The organism is Zhongshania antarctica, assembly GCF_014202945.1.
Taxonomy (GTDB): domain Bacteria; phylum Pseudomonadota; class Gammaproteobacteria; order Pseudomonadales; family Spongiibacteraceae; genus Spongiibacter; species Spongiibacter antarcticus.
On record NZ_JACHHW010000002.1, the window covers coordinates 189,072 to 209,387 of the forward strand.

Genomic DNA, 20,316 nt, shown 5'->3' on the forward strand with positions numbered 1-20,316 from the left:
ATTTACTTCAAAGAGCTTAGCGGCATAGCCTAAGACTTCTCATTAACTCTAAACGCGCACTTAATTAGAATTTAAATACTAATCCCGTCTAAACGGATCAGTCATGTTGAAGCATCACAATATATCAACGACGAAGGTTCTATAAAATCAAATAAATCACTGACTAACGCTCCGTTAATGCCTCAGCACTACCCCTTCGCAGGGGCTTCATTAGGTATTGCGCCACCGTTTTATGGCCGGTGATTATTTCTACCGTTGCCGTCATTCCCGGAATAACCTGCATTGGGTCCACTCCAGGCCGCTCCGGAATTTTATTTATTTTAACAAGCGCGCGATAATACGGTTCTTCGTTATTTTTTAAATCTTCGTCAATAGTATCTGGGCTAACGTAGCTGACTTCACCTGCTAGGGAGCCATAAACCGTAAAATCATAGGCATCAAGTTTTACATTTGCGTGAAGCTCGGGCCGAACAAAGGCAACATCTTTGGAAAAAATGCGAGCTTCTATCAGCAAAGGCTCGTCAGACGGCACAATTTGCAATAATTCGTCGCCACTCTTTAGCACTGCGCCAAGCGTGGTCACTCGTACGTTTTTGATCGCACCGGACATCGGCGCCGTGATAGTAGTCGCCGACAGCGCCTCCTCCCGTTGACGAAGAATTTGCATGGTCTGCTCAAGCTCGGCCTGGGTATTCGCCAACTGCTCTTGCGCATCGCGACGATACTCATTCTTGCGGTTAATTAACTCTGCTTGTAAATCAAGCACCTGCCGCCTCGCATTAAGGAGTTCTGACTGCGATGCATCACCGGTTGACGCTAAGTCTTTTAATGCGACCATTTCTTCCTTGGCCAGCGCTAAGGATTTGTTAATGCTTTCGCTTTCTTGCCGTTGCTGACGCAAGCGACGGCGATGTAAATCACTTTGCCGAGCGATCACCGTCGCTTCGGCGGCAACATCATCGGAGAAATACAGCGGAACGTTAGTTAACTCGGCGTTTAGACGCTCGACATTGGCTTTTAGATTGATAGCCTTGGACCGCGTTTCAGCTGCATTTGCCGCAAACCGAACTTGATCGAGCTCGGCAAGAACATCACCAGCCTCGACAATATCCCCTTCTTTTACGTGCAACACCAAGAGCACACCGCCGTCGACAACCTGCACGACTTGCGAACGACTGGAGACAATGACTTCGCCTACAGCACGCACCTGCTCATCAAGCACGGCCCAATTTGCCCAACCAATAGACGCCAGCATAACAACTGCCATTAACCACAATACGCGGCCAGCAAAACCGACATCAATGGGGCGGGTTCTAGAAAACAATTGTTCGGCCAAAATCATTGCGCCGCTCCAACATTAACCACACCAACTCGCGTATTCGATGGCGCAGCCTTTTTCTTGCTTGCAGGGTCGATCAATTGATTCGCCTTTATTTCGCCATTTTCAATCAGTAGCACTCGGTCAGCGAGTTCCACCCAGGATTGTTTATGCGTGGTAAAAATCACCGTGTGGTCAGTGGGCAAGTCGCGAATAATATCGATTACTTTCTGCTCTAACACAGAATCCAAACTCGCCGCGGGCTCATCCAACAGCCAGATTTTGGGGTTTTGCAACACCAAGCGCGTTAAGCCAACGGTCTGTCGTTGCCCGCCAGACATACCCGCGCCACCCTCGGCAATGGGCAGCTGCAATCCAAGTGGGTGACGCTTTACCGCGTCTAGCAATCCGGTTTTTTCGAGCGCAGCGATGACTTGTTCCTCGCTCGGCATGCTCATTCCCAAGGTAAGATTGTCGAGTAATGTGCCGGAGAACAGGCGAGGGTCTTGAGGAAGGTAGCCAATTACTTCACGCAGCCAACTCTGCCTACACACTTCATAATCTAAACCAGCGATTCGAATTTGCCCCTGAGAGGGTGTGGCTATGCCCGCCAATAATTTTAACAACGTGGATTTACCACTGCCGTTTCGACCAAGTACCGCTATTCTTGTGCCTGCAGGTATTTGTAAATCGGCAGCACTAAATTGGGGCGTTTGCGCACCACTATAAAGGTAATGAAGCTCATTCAGCTGTAGATCAAGTGGCAAAGATCGCGTATTGGCTTCTCGATAAGGGTGCTCATCGCTAGGCGAGGCCAGTACTTGATCGAGTATTTTCATGGAGTAATTCGCGTGATGCCAGCGTAGTAATAGCGACGAAATATTGGAGATTGTCCCCAGCGTGCGCCCACCCAAAATGGAGCACGCTATTAATCCCCCCATGGTCAGTTCACCTGTTTCGATAACATAAACGCCAACAATAATAATACCGACATACGACGCTTGCTGGAAAAAATTCGTCGCGATCTGCGCTATTGAGGTTACGTAATTAAGCTCCTCACCCCGGTCGCAGGTTTCCCGTGTCGCCGCTAGCCAAGCATCGCTGAACTTCGCCTCACCACCCTGAGATTTGATAATCTCACCACCGGCAACGGCTTCAAACAGAAGACCCTGGCGGCGCACTACAGCGTCATTATTAGTTTGCTGTAAGCGTGCTATCGGGCGATAAGCAATAAGCCCCATCAACAAACTCAGCACGACAAAGGCAGTGGGCACCAGCGCTACCGGTCCTGCAATGAGATATATCACACTAATAAAAAGGAAAATAAAGGGAAGATCAACTAGGGAGAACATGGTCGACGATGTAAAAAACGCCTTTACCGATTCGTAATCGCGAACCTGTGCAACCAGAGAACCTTGCCGAGACGGGCGACGATCTAGCTTTAACCCCAGTAGTCGTTCAAATACAAATAGCGACAATGCCTCATCAAGGTGCTTGGTCATGGCCTCCATCATTTTTAAACGCACTAATTTAAACACCACATCAAAGATATAAGCCAGTAACATGCCCACCGACAAAAACCAAAGGGTGGCGTAAGCAAAGTTCGGCACTACCCTGTCGTAAACTTGCATAACAAAAAGTGACGCCAAAACTGCAATTAAATTTATGAATATCGACACTACCGCCATACGCCGAAATAACGGTGCGTGGGCTTTTATGCCTGCAAAAATTGCGCTCGATGCCAGACCTTTTGGCACCTTTTTAAGATAAGAGTCCTGCGATTCTGCAAAGGGTACTACAGGTGTAAACACTTTCGTCGTGGGATCGATGTCCGTTTTATTTTGCGTACTGTCCAGCCAAAATATGTCTGCCCCCGACTCGGACGTAGCGACTTTATGCACAACCCCAATATTGTCATCTACCACAACCCACGCGGGTAATTGCGCACTCGACAACAAACTTAGCCGAGTCTCTGTTGCAGTGTGGCCTTGGAATAAATGTTTCCACGCCGCAACCAAGCGATCGTGCTCATGCGCTACGGTTACAAAATCCCACGCTAACTCTGCTTCAAGCAAGGACGCATGCAGACCGCGCCGATGAGCCATTTCAATCAGAGCGTTAACACCCGTTGATTTTTTAATATCGTTTTTTGGTATCGCATTTAACATACAGACTTATTCTTCCTTGATTGCGATATGTGTTGGCGGTGCATTTTTACTCAAACGTGTCCAGAGCATCCCTTGTAGCGCTAAACGTATATTGGCCGACCAGTAATTTTTTCTTATAGTGGATATTTGGAGCAGTGCCTCATGCGCTTCGCGATGAGCATTCAACACCTCTAACCACGCTTTGCGGCCGACCTTAAATTGCCGCAAAAAACTATCGACCAGTTTCACCGCTGCCCCCGCCGCTTCAACTTGCGCATAAAACTGGTTTTCTGCCACTGCCCGTTCTGCGTATGCCGTGCTGAGCACGTCAGTTACATCCCGCCTTGCGTAGATTAGATCCTGCTCAGCGCCATGCAGCCGTTGCAAAACAGCACGATAGCTATTTATGCCGCGCAGGCCGTCATTAGACTGCATCTGGAATACTAATTGGGTAGAGGAATCTGGGGTAAAATCACCCGCCGATTGGTCGAGCTGGGTGGTGTATTGAAGACTCAGCTGAGGAAATATGGAGGACTTCGCCAAACGTACATTGGCGCGCTGTAATTCTATTTCTGACAATACTTGCTGACCACTCGGGTGAGCGCTCACAGCGTTATTATTTAATACCCGCAAACTTTCCTCAGGCGTCAGCGCATAAGATTGATCCGGCCATGCCAAATGCACTGTTGAGCGATGGATTAAGGATTCCAAATGCAAGCGGTTGCGAAGCAACACCGAGTTACTTGCGGCCAGCCCAGCTCGCGCTTGGCTCAAGCGGGTTTGCGCTGTCTGGATATCGGCTGGCGGTGACACCCCCTGCTCTGCCCGCCGGGATATGGTACCTAGCAATCCCTCAAGACTTTTTATATACCTTACCCACAGCATGCCCTGCTCTTCTGCCAACACGACACTCAAGTAGGCATCAGCCGTTTCCAAGCCGAGATTTAACCTGAGGGAATTCAATTCAGCTAATGCTTTACTCTGATTCGCCTGCGCCTCCTTCACTTCGGCGCGGGTTCGCCCCCCCGACCACAGCGGCTGCACGACACTTAGCGTAGTTTGCGATGCATCGTTGCTCGCCTGCGCAGCGCTAATTGACACATAAGGGTAATACCCCGTCTTGGCGCCAGAAATTTCGAAACCAGTCGCAGTAACCTCCGACAGCGCCCTCACCACATTAGGGTGATTGCGCCACACCTCTGCTAAGGTAATTCCGAGCGGTAAGACGCCATCTTCATACGACTGATCGTTAGAAAGCTGCATGAATTGATCACTGGCCAAATCCAATACATCAACATCTTGATAAGACTCACTCCGCAAGCCATAACGCTGCGCGGCATTTGCTGAATCTGAGGCAGAGTCCACCAAAACCTCGGAATACAAATAATCTCTGCTTGGATTAGATTGGACAGATGGTGGCGTAGAGGTAGTGGTGGAGTTGATATTATTCGAGGAGCAGGCAGCGAGAACGAATGCAGCGCTTACCAAAGTCATATACGCAGCAGTATGACCAATCCTAGCGCAGGGGAAGGCGTATTTATCGCTGATTGAGGCAAATCTGCTCATACCACCAACGTCTTTTTGCGGTGGCTGATGAACGAGGTAGCACGAGAATCGAATTTTCGGAATATTGGCGGCGAAAGAAACGCATCGCCCGAACTTAAAGCATTATAAGTCAATTACTTGCACCTCCCTGTGCGTACTACCTAGAGCAAACCAATATTCCTTATTGGCTACCTGTAAATACAGGCAAAAGCTCGTTCGCTATTGAATGCTGAAACTAAAAAACGCCATTATCCGCACGGCCAGCAACAAATTTCCAGCGCGATCCTAGCAGATCGTCCCAAAGCAAGCAACGGAACTAAATCTTAAGGCGCCCATCATGGGCGGCTACATATCAGCGTCACAAGCATATACACGGACAAAACGTAGGCTGGAACAAGCAGCGCCAGCTTCCGGCAACAATAGCATAGTCACGACCAACAATTCGTCAGAGCTAAAGGGCTTCGCGCAATCATAATTCCGATTTTCACCTGCCAAAACAGATGTTATCGCCGTACATGTATCAATCAATATTATTGATGAAACAAGCCTGACAATGGCGCTGCATAGCTATTTTAGATGCATTAAAACCAAAAAAACCTCTTTAAAGCGGAGCTCATAAACTCACCGTTAAGGCTTCAACCACCGCCAAGGCCTTGGCTCGGGCTTCGTCGATGTCGCTACCGCGCGCCAGTGCCACGCCCATGCGGCGCTTGCCGTCCACCTCGGGTTTACCAAATAAACGCAGCTGGGTGTCGGCTACATCTAAGGCGTGGTCGAGATTGCCAAAACGCACGCGACTTGATTTGCCGTCGACTAAAATGACCGCCGAGGCCGAGGGGCCGTGCTGCTGAATATTGGGGATGGGCAGGCCCAGTATGGCTCTAACATGCAGGGCGAACTCTGAGAGGTCTTGAGAGATTAATGTTACTAAGCCGGTGTCGTGGGGACGCGGCGAAACTTCGCTGAAGATCACTTCATCACCTTTTACAAATAGCTCTACACCGAACAAACCCCAGCCACCTAGTGCGGTGGTGACTTGCTCGGCCATGTGCTGAGCGCGCTGCAAGGCGGTCTCAGACATGGGCTGCGGCTGCCACGACTCTTGGTAGTCTCCGTCTTTTTGGAGGTGGCCAATCGGCGCGCAATAACTGGTTGCGGTGTCTACGCCATCACTGCCGCGATGGCGAATGGTGAGTAAGGTAATTTCGTAATCGAAGTCGACAAAGCCTTCCACAATCACTCGGCCTGCACCGGCACGGCCGCCCTCTTGGGCATAGGTCCACGCCGCGTCGATTTCAGCGGGGCGACGCACCAAGCTCTGCCCCTTGCCCGAGGAGCTCATGATGGGCTTGATCACACAGGGCAGGCCAATTTCCGCCACGGCGGCATCGAACTCGTCTTTGCTGTCGGCAAAGCGGTAGGCTGACGTAGGCAGCTCCAGTTTTTCGGCAACCAGGCGCCGAATGCCTTCACGGTTCATGGTGAGCTGTGCTGCTCGCGCAGTAGGTACAACGTTATAGCCTTCGCGCTCGAGCTCGACCAAGGTGTCGGTGGCAATGGCTTCTATCTCTGGCACGATATAATCGGGTTTTTCTAGTTCAATCACTCGGCGCAATTCGGCGCCGTCGAGCATGGAAAACGTATAGCTGCGGTCGGCAACCTGCATTGCCGGGGCATTGGCGTAGCGGTCGCAGGCGATCACTTCCACCCCTAGGCGTTGCAACTCGATGGCCACTTCTTTGCCGAGTTCGCCCGCGCCACACAGTAAAACCTTACAAGCGCTGTCGCTAAACGGCGTGCCTAAAGAAACCATGATTGTCCTCGCAAATACTTAATAATTAATTTTTTAACTCAACACATACAATAATTGCAGCGTTAGATAAGCGTAAACACCGGCCAGCACATCGTCGATCATAATGCCAAAGCCGCCGTGCACCTTGGCATCCAACACCCGTATTGGCCAGGGCTTCCAAATATCAAATAAGCGAAATAAAGCAAAACCTAAAAGGATCCAACCAAGATGCATTGGCACCATAAACAGTGCAATCCACAGGCCGACAAATTCATCCCAGACGATGCCGCCGTGATCGTGCACGCCTAAGGCGTCGGCAGTGGCGCCACAGAGATATACACCAAGCATAAAGGCTAAGATCAAGACCACCACATAATAGGCCGGTGGCAAAAATTGCAAAACATACCAAAATGGCAGGGCGGCGATTGTACCGAAGGTGCCCGGCGCTTTAGGCGCCAGTCCGCTACCAAAACCAAGAGACAATAAATGCACTGGGTTTTTAAGTAATGAGACGGGTATTTTCATTGGGTGTACCACTCAAAAATGTTGGTAGCCAGCAGCAGGCGTTATCACACCGCCGTCGGCTGCATAGCAGGCAAGGCCTTCACCAATGTCGATATAACCGACTTCTGTGAGGCGCAAATTTAATTCAGCACTGAGCGCCACCACTGCCTCGCGGTGTTCAGCGGGCACGGTAAAGCACAGTTCGTAATCGTCGCCGCCGCTAAGGGCAAACTCAATGGCGCGCTCGGAATTCGTTTCAGTGAGCGCCGCCGACAAGGCTAGGTGCTCGGTATACAGCACCGCCGCCACGCCACTGGCGTTGAGAATATGACCAAGGTCTGCGGCCAAACCGTCAGATATGTCGACCGCTGCGCTGGCGAGGCCTCGCAGCTGTTGACCTAGGGCCAAGCGTGGTTCTGGCGAGTGGTAGCGGGCCAGCAAGGCTGTCTCTGCCGCACTTAGCTGCGCCAGCGGTTTATCTAGGTAAGCCAGTGCCGCTCTCGCATCACCCAGCTGGCCAGAGACAAACACTAGGTCACCGGGACGCGCACCACTGCGCAAAATAGCGGTGCCCGCTGGCGCCGAGCCCATAACTTGCAGGCTTAAGCACAGCGGCCCACGCGTGGTGTCGCCGCCCACCAGTACAATACCGAATTCCGCGGCGGCGACGGCCAAGGCATCCGCAAAGCCCGCCAGCCAAGGCTCGTCCACCTTGGGCAGTGTTAAGGCCAAGGTAAAGCCAAGCGGTGTTGCACCACAAGCCGCCAAATCGCTAACGCACACGGCTAAGGCGCGACGGGCAAGTAAGTCTGAGGGATAATTGGCAGGGAAATGCACTGACTCCACCAAGGTGTCGACTGACACCAGTAGCTCGTCTCCTGCCGGCAATGCGAGAACCGCACAGTCGTCACCAATACCGCAACGCACCGGTGAGTTGGGGCAGGCCTGCGCCGCAGCGGCGCCTGCCTTAAAATACTGTTGGATTAATTGGAATTCAGATACCGGCATAAGCTTCGCTAAGCGCCGACTTATTCGGCGTCGCTTGCTGGTTTGGGAGATTTACCGCGTTCTGCCGCTACTTCAACCCCGCGACACTCCATTGCCACCTTGTCTAGAATACCGTTTAAATAGCGATAACCGTCAGTGGCACCAAAGCGTTTACCGAGGTTGATGGTTTCGTTTATCGCCACTTTATACGGCACATCGATACGGCGTAGCAGTTCATAACTGCCCATGCGTAACAGGCACAATTCAATGGGGTCGAGATCGCTAAGTTTGCGGTCTAGATGCTTTTCAAACAGACCGTGCAAGTCGGTGAGCTGGGCGGGAATGCTGTGCACCAAATCGTGAAAAAATTCTTTATCGACATTGCTCATGTCGTAGTCAGCTTGAAACTCAGCTTCAATAACGCTCAGGGCCTGGCCAGCCATATGCCATTGATACAGTGCCTGCATCGCGTAGTGACGGGCCTTGCGACGACCTGCGGCAAGCTGATTATGGGACGGACTTTGCTGACGATTAGCCACAAAAATTTACTCATTCACAGTGGATAAAACCACATTTAAAAAACCGCGCCACCGCTTACCAGAAACTGAATGGGTGACGCGAAAATCATTTACCAAAACTAACACGACAAAACTTAGAGCTGCTTCAGCAGGCTCACCATCTCAATGGCAGACATGGCCGCTTCTTCGCCTTTATTGCCCGCTTTAGTACCCGCGCGTTCAATGGCCTGCTCGATGCTGTCTACCGTCAACACACCAAAGGATACCGGCACGCTGTATTGCATAGAAACCTGTGCCAAGCCTTTCACGCACTCGCCGGCAACGTATTCAAAGTGCGGGGTGCCGCCGCGAATAACTGCGCCAAGGGCGATGATGGCGTCGTAGTTTTTACTGTCTGCCACCTTCTGGCATACCAGCGGAATTTCAAAGGCGCCGGGGGCGCGCACAATAGTAATATTGTCTTCTTTAACACCGTGACGGCGCAGTGAATCTAGAGCGCCTTCCAACAAGCTCTCAACCACAAAGCTATTCCAGCGGCCCACAACAATCGCGTAATTACCACCAACCGCAGTGAAAGTACCTTCAATCGTTTTCATAGTCGTTCCTTAAAGTCTTAATTAATTAGGCTTGGCCAACGTCTTCGGGGCTGACAAATTCCACTACTTCTAGGTCGAAACCAGAGATAGCATTGTACTTAACCGGCGCACCCATCAGCCGAATTTTGCCCACGCCAACATCGCGTAATATTTGCGAACCCAGACCAACGTTAAAGTAGGTGGTTTGGTATTGCACACTGTCACCCTGCAGCGGCGGCGTCAAACCTTGGGCAATGCCGAGGTCAGCCAATATCGACTCTGACGTTTCGCGGTGAGCGAGTAATACCACTACACCACCTTCTGCGGCGACGGTGGCCAAACTGCGGTGCATATTCCAACCGGTGGTTGAGCCCGGCGGTTGAGTTTGCAGTAAGTCGCGAATGGTGGAACCCAAATGCACCCGTGCCAGTGTTGGCGTAGCGGCATCGATAGCGCCTTTTTGAAGTGCAAAATGGATTTCGCCAGCGACGGAATCTTTGTAGGCATGCAGTTCGAAATCACCAAAGTCTGTGGCGATGGTGCCACTGCTAATTTTTTCAATGGTCTGCTCGTTCAACACTTGGTAGTGAATGAGATCGGCAATGGTGCCCATTTTTAAATCGTGCTCGGCGGCAAATATTTCTAAATCTTCGCGGCGCGCCATGGTGCCGTCTTCGTTCATGATTTCGCAAATCACGCCAGTGGCTTCAAAACCGGCTAAACGCGACAAATCACAGGCGGCTTCGGTGTGACCAGCGCGGCTTAATACGCCACCTGGCTCAGACATTAGCGGAAAAATATGGCCAGGCTGCACAATATCGCCAGCCACTGCATTGCGGGCTGCGGCAGTGCGCACGGTGTGAGCGCGGTCAGCCGCCGAAATACCGGTGGTTACGCCCTTGGTCGCTTCAATCGATAGGGTGAATTTGGTACCAAAACCCGAGGCATTGCGGTCAACCATCAAGGGCAGGTTCAACTGCTTACAGCGTTCCTTGGTCATCGGCATGCAAATCAAGCCGCGACCGTATTTGGCCATAAAATTGATGTCTTGGGGGCGCACACACTCTGCCGCCATCACCAGATCACCTTCGTTTTCGCGGTCTTCGTCGTCTAAGAGAATAACCATCTTACCCAGACGAATGTCCTGAACCAGTTCTTCTACTTTGCTAAACGCCATAGTCATTGCCTTTATTTGCACGCTTTATTTGCGCGCTGTCAAAAACCCATTTTCTGCCAAGGTGGCCATCGACACGCCTTGTGCACGTGCGCCCCCCGCCTCGCTATTTTGCGCTTGTAATAAACGCTCTAAATAGCGGGCGACAACATCGACTTCTAAATTTACTGCGGCGCCGGGCCGGTAGTGCTGAATAATTGTTTGCGCTGCGGTGTGCGGCACGATATTGAGATCAAATACCTGATCCTCAATACGATTTACGGTCAGGCTCACGCCATCGACGCAAATTGACCCCTTGGTCGCAATATAGCGTGCGAGCTCTGCTGGCGCCTCTACCCGCAGTCGAACCGAGCGCGCATCTTTTTCGCAGCTCACGATCCGGCCCACGCCATCAATGTGGCCACTGACAATATGGCCGTCAAACCGGCTGCTCGCTAGCATGGCCCGCTCTAAATTTACCGCCTGCCCAACGCTGGCCTGCGCGAAACTGCTGTGGGCCAAGGTTTCTCTAGACACATCAGCCCAGTAACCGTCAGCCAGCAATTCTACCACCGTCAGGCAAACGCCGTTGGTGGCAATACTGTCGCCAAGTTTGACCTCGTGCATGGGTAAATCAGCACTTTGCACGCGCAGACGTAAATCGCCACCGCGCAGTTCAGTGGCGGCGATCTTACCGCAGGCCTCGATAATGCCGGTAAACACCTATGCGCCCCCTAGTAATGCAGGTAGACGGCAGTGGATACGCCAGTCTTTACCCACTGCGCGAATATCAACGATTTCCAGTGCCTGCTGGCCAGCCATCTTGGTCATCGGCCAATCCACTAGGGGTCTGGCTGAGCTGCCCATCAAACTCGGCGCCATATACACAAACCACTCGTCTACTAGGCCCGCGCGCAGCGCCGAACCCGTCAATGTTGGCCCCGCTTCGAGCAAGACCTCATTACAGCCCAGGTCCGCCAAATAGCGCATCAGGGCAGGCAGCGACACGCGGCCGTTACCGTCATCTTCAAGGCTGAGGATAATTGCGCCCGCCGCAGACAAGGGCGCATAGCGCTCCGGGTCTTGCACCACGGTAGCAATAATAACCTCGCCACCTTCGTCAAACAGCTTGGCGTTAACTGGGGTACGTAGCGTCGAATCAACAATAACCCGCAAAGGCTGCCGCCAAAATTCATTCACTTGCTCGGGGGCAAAACTCTCGGGCCGAACATTAAACTGGGCATTGTCGTGCAAAATAGTGTCAACGCCACTGACAATAACGCAGCTCTGTGCGCGCAGACGCTGCACATCTTGGCGCGCGGCCGCGCCGGTAATCCACTGGCTTTCACCCGACGCCATCGCGGTGCGACCGTCTAAACTGCTGGCCGATTTCAAACGCAACCACGGCAAACCGCCGTTAATCCTGCGCATAAAGCCTTTGTTTAATTCCGCCGCCGCCGCGGCCATTAAACCGACATCCACCTGAATACCTGCGTCTCTCAGACGCGCGATGCCCTGCCCCGCCACCAGCGGATTGGAATCCTCAACGGCAACCACGACACGGGCCACATTGGCGGCAACCAGTTTGTCGGCGCAGGGTGGCGTACGGCCCAAATGGCTGCAGGGCTCAAGTGTGACGTATATAGTGCAATCTTCGGCGCTCGCTATTTGCGCGAGGGCATTCACTTCGGCGTGGCCATCGCCGGCGCGAATATGCCAGCCCCGTGCAATGACTTTATCATGCTGCGCAATGACGCAACCTACTCTCGGATTTGGACTGGTGCTATAACGGCCGCGCTCTGCCAATTGCAAAGCAAGCGCCATCATCTCACGATCTATATCTGAGAAACTCATTACTAGTCCGCTTTTCCTGCCCGAGGTTCGGCCGACAAACGGTCTATCTCGGCGCGAAATTCATCTAAATCTTGGAAGCTGCGGTACACCGATGCAAACCGTACATAGGCGACATGATCTAGCGCCTTTAAGGCCTCCATCACTTGCTCACCGACATCGCGGCTGCCAATTTCACGTTCACCGGTTGCTTGGATACGACGCTTGATGCCACTGATTTCCGCCTCGATATGCTCAACACTGACCGGCCGTTTCTCTAAGGCCTTTAGCACCCCAGAGCGCATTTTGGCTTCATCAAAGGGCTCGCGAGAACCATCGCTCTTGATGATTTTGGGCATCAATAGCTCAGCGCTTTCGTAGGTGGTAAAACGTTCAGAACAGGACAAACACTCCCGCCGCCGACGAACCTGTCCACCCTCGGCAACCAGCCGAGAATCGATTACTTTGGTGTCGTCAAAATTGCAGAACGGGCAGCGCATGGTTTTGCCTCAGGGGCGTTTAATATTGCCAAAGTTTAGCACAGTGTGGGAGGCGCTTGACGGGAGACGGAAGACGCTAAGAAAACGGCGCGATGCGCCGCAACTGTTTTGCGTCTCCCGCCTCCCGTCCAGCATTAAGCGTATACGGGATAGCGCTTACAGATTTCCAGAACCTTCACTTTCACTTCTTCGATTTTGGCCGTGGCATCGCCAGCTTCCAATGCTTCAAGCACGTCGCACATCCAGTTAGCCAGTTCTACGCACTCTGCTTCTTTGAAGCCGCGCGTGGTCACCGCAGGCGTACCAACGCGTAAACCACTGGTGATGAACGGTGAGCGCGGATCGTTTGGCACCGCATTTTTGTTAACGGTGATGTTTGCGGCGCCCAGTGCGGCGTCGGCGTCTTTACCGGTGTAGGACTTACCGATGAGGTCGACCAACATCAGGTGGTTTTCAGTACCGCCAGAGACGATATTAATACCGCGACCAATAAAGGTTTTTGCCATCGCCTTGGCGTTGGTCACTACCTGCTTTTGGTAGGTAACGTACTCAGGGGTCATCGCCTCTTTAAAGCTAACTGCTTTAGCCGCAATAACATGCATCAGCGGGCCGCCCTGACCACCGGGGAATACCGCCGAGTTCAGTTTTTTCTCGATCTCAGGATTGGCCTTGGCCAAAATCAAACCGCCGCGTGGACCGCGCAGGGTTTTATGGGTGGTGGTCGTTACCACGTCCGCATACTGAATTGGGTTGGGGTAAATACCAGCGGCAACTAAACCGGCAACGTGTGCCATGTCGACCATCAGGTAGGCGCCAACCATATCGGCGATTTCGCGGAATTTTGCCCAATCAACAATACCGGAGTAGGCAGAGAAACCCGCCACGATCATTTTAGGCTTGTGCTCTAAGGCCAAGGCTTCAACCTGGGCGTAGTCGATTTCGCCGGTTTCATTATTCAAACCGTACTGAACCGCATTATAGGTTTTGCCTGAGAAGTTGGGCTTGGCGCCGTGGGTCAAGTGACCGCCCGCATCCAAACTCATGCCCAATACCGTTTCACCCGGCAGCACTAAGGCTTGGTATACCGCGCCATTGGCCTGTGAACCGGAGTGCGGCTGAACGTTGGCGTAATCGGCGCCGAACAGTGCCTTAGCGCGATCAATAGCCAATGTTTCAGCTTTATCCACATACTCGCAGCCGCCGTAGTAGCGCTTCCCGGGATAGCCTTCGGCGTATTTATTGGTCAGCACCGTGCCCTGCGCCTGCATTACAGCCGGGCTGGTGTAGTTTTCCGACGCGATCAGTTCAATATGCTCTTCCTGACGCACTTCTTCCTCTTGGATCGAAGACCAAATTTCAGCGTCAAATCCGGCTATTGTCATCTCTTTACTAAACATCACTACCCCCGAGGCATACACAGGCTCTGAAAAGCCGCGCATTGTACAATAAATGCGCGTTATCGGCACCGTTTAATGTTGGCATAACGATTACATTCGCGCGCCTGAAAATGGCGGGGCACCAAGCGCGGCAGGCACATTAAAGCCCAATATTATTATTGGGCTAAATTCGGAGGCGACGAGAAATAAATTTTAGGCGATAGCTGATGCGTTCAAAGCCAGCGCTCATGGAGTTTACTGGCACCCCGCACCTGCGTGACAACCTTAGCGTTATCAACATTTGCAGTCATGGTAATGTCGATTTGGGCGCCACAGGCGGCGCAGCGAAACGTCCAAGGCTGCTGCGGGCGATTAAACAGGGCGAGCCGACAATTGGTGGTGCATGCGCATTTATCACAGCAAACACTGACATTGAATTTCATCAAGTTCCTCTACGGCACACGCCAACAATCAAACAAGATACAAGCGGCACGAACCCCTACCAAGCCCACGAAACGCAGCTTTAATCGCCCCCGAAATTGTGCGATGCAAATAGCGCACAACAACAAATAAAGGGCCTAGCAGGAAAACTCTCGGAACATAAAACAAGGAGTATGCACGCCATTCCATGGCTATCCACTGCATACAGGTCACAGCAGATACCCGCGCAGAATAACGCTAGCGAGCTTGTCTAGCAATATTATCGTCAGGACGGCCCGCACATACCATCGCCCCGCGCTAATACCACCTTGCGCAATATCGTCGCTTTCGGTACCTTTCTTCCCTGTTTCTAAGCCGCCGTATACTGCGGCTTTCCGCTATTTTCAGGAGTCAGCATGGCGCAATTCGTCTATACCATGAACCGTGTCAGCAAAGTCGTGCCCCCCAAGCGCGAAATTTTGCACGATATCTCTTTATCTTTTTTCCCCGGCGCTAAAATCGGTGTTCTCGGCCTCAATGGCTCTGGTAAATCCACCCTACTGCGGATTATGGCCGGGGTAGATACTGAGTTTAACGGTGAAGCCCGCCCCCAGCCTGGCACCAAGATTGGCTATTTATCTCAAGAGCCGGCCTTAGATCCCGCTAAAGATGTGCGCGGCAATGTTGAAGACGGCGTAGCCGAAGCCAAAAATGCGCTTACCGAATTGGATCAGGTGTATGCCGCTTACGCTGAACCCGATGCCGACTTTGATGCCCTAGCAAAACGCCAAGCCCAGCTCGAAGATATTATTCAAGCGACCGACGCCCACAACCTCGACCACAAATTAGAAGTGGCGGCGGACGCTCTGCGCCTACCCCCGTGGGACGCCGATGTAACGACGCTGTCGGGTGGTGAACGCCGCCGTGTTGCCCTGTGCCGCCTGCTCTTGTCGAACCCCGATATGCTGCTGCTGGACGAGCCCACCAACCACTTGGATGCAGAATCGGTTGGCTGGCTAGAACGCTTTTTATGCGATTTCCCCGGCACCGTAGTGGCCATTACCCACGACCGCTACTTCCTCGACAACGCCGCTGGCTGGATTTTGGAATTGGATCGCGGTCGCGGCATTCCTTACGAGGGCAATTACTCCGACTGGCTAGAAGCCAAAGATGCCCGCCTTGCCCAAGAAGCCAAGTCTGACGCCTCACGCAAAAAGACCATTGCCGCCGAATTGGAATGGGTACGCAGCAACGCCAAAGGTCGCCAGAGTAAGAGCAAAGCGCGTCTCGCTCGTTTTGAAGAACTAAACTCGCAGGAATTCCAAAACCGCAGCGAAACCAACGAAATTTATATTCCACCAGGACCCCGCCTCGGCGACAAGGTGATTGAGGTTAACGGCGTAAGTAAAAGCTATGGCGACCGCCTGCTGATTAACAACCTGAGCTTTGCCATTCCCAAGGGTGCGATTGTCGGCATTATCGGCGGTAACGGCGCCGGTAAATCGACCTTACTGCGCATGATGACCGGCAAAGAGCAGCCTGACAGCGGCGAAATTGTGATTGGCGAGACCGTAAAACTGGTCTCGGTTGAGCAGATGCGCGACGACCTCGACGACAAGCAAACCGTTTGGGAAGCCGTATCCGAAGGGCAAGATATTTTGCGCATTGGCAGCTATGAAGTGCCGTCACGAGCGTACATTGGCCGTTTCAACTTTAAAGGCAGCGATCAGCAAAAGCGGGTTGGTGAATTGTCTGGTGGTGAACGCGGCCGCCTGCATTTGGCATGCACCCTAAAAGAAGGCGGCAACGTCTTACTGCTCGATGAACCCTCCAACGACTTGGACGTAGAAACCCTGCGCGCACTGGAAGACGCTCTACTCGACTTTCCTGGCTGTGCACTAGTGATCTCGCACGATCGCTGGTTCCTCGACCGCATTGCCACCCACATCCTTGCCTATGAAGGCGATAGCGATATTGTGTTCTTTGAAGGCAATTACGCTGAATACCACGAAGATTTTGTGCAGCGTAAAGGGAAGAATGCGGGGCCGAAGCGGGTGAAGTATAAGAAGTTGAAGTAAGGCGTCGGATGTCGGATGTCGGATGTCGGATGTCGGATGTCGGATGTCGGATGTCGGATGTCGGATGTCGGGAAATTACCGTGCACCGGCAATGTACAGTCAAGCACGCCTTTGATTTTTTCGTCTGACATCACACACCTGACTCCCGACTCATCCGTTTCGCTTTTCCGTCCGACGTCAGACACCCGACGTCGGACTAGCGCGGCAACCGCCGCGCTAGGTCATCTTCGCCACGACACTCAGCGGCAACACCTTCATCGCAAGCCCCACTGCAACCCACGGCCAGCCTGGCACTTTGGCTTCGGCGGGTTCTTTTTCGATGGCCTTAACCATTGCTTTACAACCGGTTTTTAAATCCACCCGCAGCGGCGCTTTTTTAAGGCCCGAGTTGATCGGTGTAAGAATAAAACCCGGCAGTATGCAGCTAACCTTAATCGGCGTACCGATCATGTCGGCGCGAATACCTTCGGTCATATTGCGCAGGCCCGCTTTGCTAGCGGCGTAAACATTTAATGCGCGTGCGCCGCCGCGCACAGCACTCATGGACGACACTGTGACTAAATGGCCACTGTTTTGGGCGCGGAATATTTCCAGCGCCGCTTCGCACTGCGCCAGCGCGCCAATAAAATTAGTTTCTGCGGTTTGCCGATTCGCCGCAAAATGGCCAGTGCCCAAGGATGCGCCCTTACCCATACCCGCGTTCACAATCACCCGGTCTACGCTGCCAAGATCGTCGCGAAAGGCGCGAAAAACCTCAAAAACCTTTTCGTAATCGCAAACATCCAGCTCACGAATGAAAATCTTTACGCCGGGGTGCGCAGCTTCTAGCTCCGCTTTTAAGGTTTGCATGGGCTCAATACGACGAGCACACAAGGCGAGGTTACAACCCTTGGCAGCAAACTCACGGGCCATGCCTTCACCCAAGCCTGAACTAGCACCAGTAATAAGAATATTTTTACGCATAATAAATTTCCGTGTTAACGATAACTAAGGAGTTCGCGATGACGGCCATCGAAGTGACTGTGCTCATTAATGCTGAGCAATTTCAGGCCCGACTGACCGCTGAGAATTTTGCTATAGGCGGCGTTGGCCAATTGCCAACTCAACTCGGCACTGGCGTTAGCACTTAACCCCAGCACTTGCCCGCACACTGCCGAGATCGCGCCACCCGAGGTGAAAACAAAGACATTGCCTTTGGCATTGCGACTCGCTGCGTCTAAACCGCGACGAATACGCGCGCTAAACTGCGCCCAGCTCTCGGCGTATTCGCCATCGTATTGACCACTGACCCAGCGTTGCATTGCCTTGGCAAAGTGGCGCTGAAATCCGGCGCGGGGATTATCACCTGCCATATCGGCCACCATCTGCTCCCCCACACCGGGCTGAGCAGTGTAGGCGTTCAGTAATTCGAGATGATCGTACTCATTCCAGTCGGGATCTATTTGCCAATCCAGCTCGCTAACAGAACCTCCGCCCAAGCCCGCCAAACACTGCTCTGCCGTCTGCCGATGGCGCTTCATGCCGCCACATACAATATGCTGAGGGTGTAGCGCCGTCGCCGCAAAAGCACGACCTAAATGCGCCGCCTGTTGCTCGCCCAGCGAGGACAACTGATCGTAATCTTCTGCGTCGAACGAGGCCTGACCGTGACGAATTAGATACAACGCGGGCATCAGCGCTGCTCTCTAATGATGCGTCGGCAGCGACGGTCGAGATACCAAACCACCACCCAGAAGTTTTTAAACGCGGGGTTATTCGTCTGTTTATGGTAGTAGCGGTAGTAAATTTGCTGAATGATTCCAGCCAACCGGAATAAGCCAAACACTTCGTAAAATGCCCAATTGTCGATTTTCAGGCCCATCTTCTCGCTATAATATTCAAGCACTTCGTCGCGACTTAACATGCCGGGCAAGTGCGTCGGCTGACGTCGCGTCGAGCGCATAAAGCGATCATCATCGGCCTGAACCCAATAGGCTAAGGCGCTACCCAAATCCATTAGCGGGTCGCCGAGGGTTGCCATTTCCCAATCGAGAATGCCCAGCACCGAACTCGGGTCGGCCGGGTCGAGCACCACATTATCAAAACGAAAATCATTGTGAATTACGCAGCTCTGCACGTCTTTCGATGTGTTCGCATCCAGCCATGACATGACTTTTTTAAACGACGGCACATTCCACGTTTTGGCCTTACTATAGCGGCCGCTCCAGCCTTTGACCTGACGCTCGCAATAACCTTCGCCCTTACCCAAATCATTCAAGCCTGCCGCGTTGTAATCCACCTGATGCAAAGCCACCAGCTTGTCGACCACCGACAAACACAAATCTCGAGTCTGCTCAGTACTGAGCACCAAGCCCTTGGGCATATTGGCGCGGGGAATCAATCCCGGAATACGGCGCATCACATAAAAATCGCAGTCAATTACCGCAGGGTCGTCACAAAACGCCAGCATCTCTGGCACATAGGGAAACACCGGCGCCAAGGCCGCCTGCACTTTGTATTCGCGGCCCATATCATGGGCAGACTTGGCCTTGGTGCCCTTTGGCGGCCGACGCAGAATCAGATCATGACTGGGGTATTCCAAACGATAAGTCCAATTCGATGCACCGCCACTGTACTGGGTAACCACCGGCTCCCCAAGCAAACCGGCAATCCGCGGCTTAAGCCACGCATCTACCGCAGCGATATCCAACTCTTCACCGCTGCGCACACCACCAGCAATATCAATTAGGGCGTTATTTTCGGGCATTACGCTTACTCATCATGCGATTGGTTTGCTTTAGCATCATTGCGCGGAATTGCGGAAAGGGTAACCAACGCTTTAGACGCCAGATTTTGCGCCCCTCAGGATGAGGCAGGATATAAAATTCGCGTTTTTCAATCGACTTAAATACCCGCCCAGCAATTTCGTCAGCGCCGAGCTTGGCTTTGTTCACCAAGCGCTGAGTCGCCGCTTGCGAATCTGGATCAGACGCCCGCACCGACTCCGCCAAATTAGTGCGGAAGAAACTCGGGCAAACCACCGACACCGCAATATTGTCTGGGTCTAACTCCAAGGTTAGCACCTCAGAAATTGCCACTACTGCCGCCTTTGTCGCGCAGTAGGAAGCCATTTTCGGCGGCGAAATCAAACCCGCTAACGAGGCGATATTCACCAAATGGCCGCTGCCCTGCTCTTTCATCAGCGTTGCAAAAACCTTACAGCCCCGCACTACGCCCAAGACATTGATATCGACAATCCACTCCCAATCGCTCAACGGGAACTCGGTAATGCCGCCAGCCGATGCCACGCCAGCGTTATTCACCACCACATCCACGCCGCCCCACTCACTGAGCAACCAGTCGGCAACCGTTTGCAGTGCACTCTCTTTGGTGACATCGCAATTGCAGTAATGGGCAGTGGTTTTCGCCTGTAATTCAGCGAGGGCTTCAGCGCCACGACCATCGTCGACATCGCCAATGCATACCCAGTAACCCGCATCGGCGAAACGATTTGCCAACGCCCGGCCCAGACCAGACGCTCCACCGGTGATAAAAACTCTCTTTGCACTCATCTTATATTTGCTCCCGCCTAAG

Annotated in this window: 19 protein-coding genes; 2 read left to right on the top strand and 17 right to left on the bottom strand. The window is 52.7% G+C overall.

The window, feature by feature from the left end; translation table 11 throughout:
- Nucleotides 1–163: 163 nt before the first annotated feature.
- The 13 genes from HNQ57_RS03740 to glyA all read right to left on the bottom strand — a co-directional run bounded on the left by HNQ57_RS03740 (nt 164) and on the right by glyA (nt 14,266).
- Nucleotides 164–1,342: a beta-barrel domain-containing protein gene (locus HNQ57_RS03740; RefSeq protein ID WP_184461283.1), complete on the bottom strand. Its 1,179-nt coding sequence runs from the start codon at nt 1,340–1,342 to the stop codon at nt 164–166.
- Entirely contained in the window at nt 1,339–3,486 is a 2,148-nt protein-coding gene (locus HNQ57_RS03745; protein WP_184461284.1) for an ATP-binding cassette domain-containing protein, read from the bottom strand. The genes HNQ57_RS03740 and HNQ57_RS03745 overlap by 4 nt, the downstream gene beginning before the upstream one ends.
- A gap of 6 nt (nt 3,487–3,492) precedes the next feature.
- The gene (locus HNQ57_RS03750) at nt 3,493–5,031 is read right to left on the bottom strand and encodes a TolC family protein (protein ID WP_184461285.1); all 1,539 of its coding nucleotides are present in this window, start codon (nt 5,029–5,031) and stop codon (nt 3,493–3,495) included.
- A 592-nt stretch (nt 5,032–5,623) separates the two neighbouring features.
- Nucleotides 5,624–6,823, bottom strand: coding sequence for a formate-dependent phosphoribosylglycinamide formyltransferase (purT, locus tag HNQ57_RS03755; protein WP_184461286.1), 1,200 nt, complete (start codon nt 6,821–6,823; stop codon nt 5,624–5,626).
- A gap of 33 nt (nt 6,824–6,856) precedes the next feature.
- Nucleotides 6,857–7,327 (bottom strand): phosphatidylglycerophosphatase A family protein, encoded by a 471-nt coding sequence (locus HNQ57_RS03760; RefSeq protein ID WP_184461287.1) that lies wholly within the window; start codon nt 7,325–7,327, stop codon nt 6,857–6,859.
- A 12-nt stretch (nt 7,328–7,339) separates the two neighbouring features.
- Nucleotides 7,340–8,314, bottom strand: coding sequence for a thiamine-phosphate kinase (gene thiL, locus HNQ57_RS03765; protein ID WP_184461288.1), 975 nt, complete (start codon nt 8,312–8,314; stop codon nt 7,340–7,342).
- A gap of 20 nt (nt 8,315–8,334) precedes the next feature.
- Nucleotides 8,335–8,832, bottom strand: a complete 498-nt coding sequence (gene nusB / locus HNQ57_RS03770) for a transcription antitermination factor NusB (protein WP_184461289.1) — start codon at nt 8,830–8,832, stop codon at nt 8,335–8,337.
- 113 nt (nt 8,833–8,945) lie between these two features.
- Nucleotides 8,946–9,407, bottom strand: coding sequence for a 6,7-dimethyl-8-ribityllumazine synthase (gene ribH, locus HNQ57_RS03775; protein ID WP_008252422.1), 462 nt, complete (start codon nt 9,405–9,407; stop codon nt 8,946–8,948).
- A gap of 25 nt (nt 9,408–9,432) precedes the next feature.
- Nucleotides 9,433–10,563: a bifunctional 3,4-dihydroxy-2-butanone-4-phosphate synthase/GTP cyclohydrolase II gene (gene ribBA, locus HNQ57_RS03780; protein WP_184461290.1), complete on the bottom strand. Its 1,131-nt coding sequence runs from the start codon at nt 10,561–10,563 to the stop codon at nt 9,433–9,435.
- 24 nt (nt 10,564–10,587) lie between these two features.
- On the bottom strand, nt 10,588–11,262 hold the full coding sequence (locus tag HNQ57_RS03785; RefSeq protein ID WP_184461291.1) for a riboflavin synthase: 675 nt from the start codon (nt 11,260–11,262) through the stop codon (nt 10,588–10,590).
- Nucleotides 11,263–12,393: a bifunctional diaminohydroxyphosphoribosylaminopyrimidine deaminase/5-amino-6-(5-phosphoribosylamino)uracil reductase RibD gene (ribD, locus tag HNQ57_RS03790; protein ID WP_184461292.1), complete on the bottom strand. Its 1,131-nt coding sequence runs from the start codon at nt 12,391–12,393 to the stop codon at nt 11,263–11,265. It lies immediately after the preceding gene.
- A gap of 2 nt (nt 12,394–12,395) precedes the next feature.
- The gene (gene nrdR / locus HNQ57_RS03795; RefSeq protein WP_184461293.1) at nt 12,396–12,869 is read right to left on the bottom strand and encodes a transcriptional regulator NrdR; all 474 of its coding nucleotides are present in this window, start codon (nt 12,867–12,869) and stop codon (nt 12,396–12,398) included.
- Between the two features lie 134 nt (nt 12,870–13,003).
- On the bottom strand, nt 13,004–14,266 hold the full coding sequence (gene glyA, locus HNQ57_RS03800) for a serine hydroxymethyltransferase (RefSeq protein WP_184461294.1): 1,263 nt from the start codon (nt 14,264–14,266) through the stop codon (nt 13,004–13,006).
- 206 nt (nt 14,267–14,472) lie between these two features.
- Between glyA and HNQ57_RS03805 the strand changes: the two genes are divergently transcribed.
- Together HNQ57_RS03805 and ettA are read left to right on the top strand one after the other, a co-directional pair.
- Nucleotides 14,473–14,772: a hypothetical protein gene (locus HNQ57_RS03805; RefSeq protein WP_184461295.1), complete on the top strand. Its 300-nt coding sequence runs from the start codon at nt 14,473–14,475 to the stop codon at nt 14,770–14,772.
- Between the two features lie 309 nt (nt 14,773–15,081).
- Entirely contained in the window at nt 15,082–16,743 is a 1,662-nt protein-coding gene (ettA, locus tag HNQ57_RS03810; RefSeq protein WP_184461296.1) for an energy-dependent translational throttle protein EttA, read from the top strand.
- Between the two features lie 216 nt (nt 16,744–16,959).
- Here the strand turns inward: ettA and HNQ57_RS03815 are convergent, their stop codons facing one another.
- Genes HNQ57_RS03815 through HNQ57_RS03830 form a run of 4 tightly spaced genes read right to left on the bottom strand, consistent with a single transcriptional unit; the run spans nt 16,960 to nt 20,294 of the window.
- Nucleotides 16,960–17,706, bottom strand: a complete 747-nt coding sequence (locus HNQ57_RS03815) for an SDR family oxidoreductase (RefSeq protein WP_184461297.1) — start codon at nt 17,704–17,706, stop codon at nt 16,960–16,962.
- 14 nt (nt 17,707–17,720) lie between these two features.
- The gene (locus HNQ57_RS03820; RefSeq protein ID WP_184461298.1) at nt 17,721–18,416 is read right to left on the bottom strand and encodes a histidine phosphatase family protein; all 696 of its coding nucleotides are present in this window, start codon (nt 18,414–18,416) and stop codon (nt 17,721–17,723) included.
- Nucleotides 18,416–19,489, bottom strand: a complete 1,074-nt coding sequence (locus HNQ57_RS03825; protein ID WP_184461299.1) for a phosphotransferase family protein — start codon at nt 19,487–19,489, stop codon at nt 18,416–18,418. Before HNQ57_RS03825 ends, HNQ57_RS03820 begins: the two co-directional genes overlap by 1 nt.
- Nucleotides 19,476–20,294, bottom strand: a complete 819-nt coding sequence (locus HNQ57_RS03830) for an SDR family oxidoreductase (RefSeq protein WP_184461300.1) — start codon at nt 20,292–20,294, stop codon at nt 19,476–19,478. Before HNQ57_RS03830 ends, HNQ57_RS03825 begins: the two co-directional genes overlap by 14 nt.
- Nucleotides 20,295–20,316: the final 22 nt, after the last annotated feature.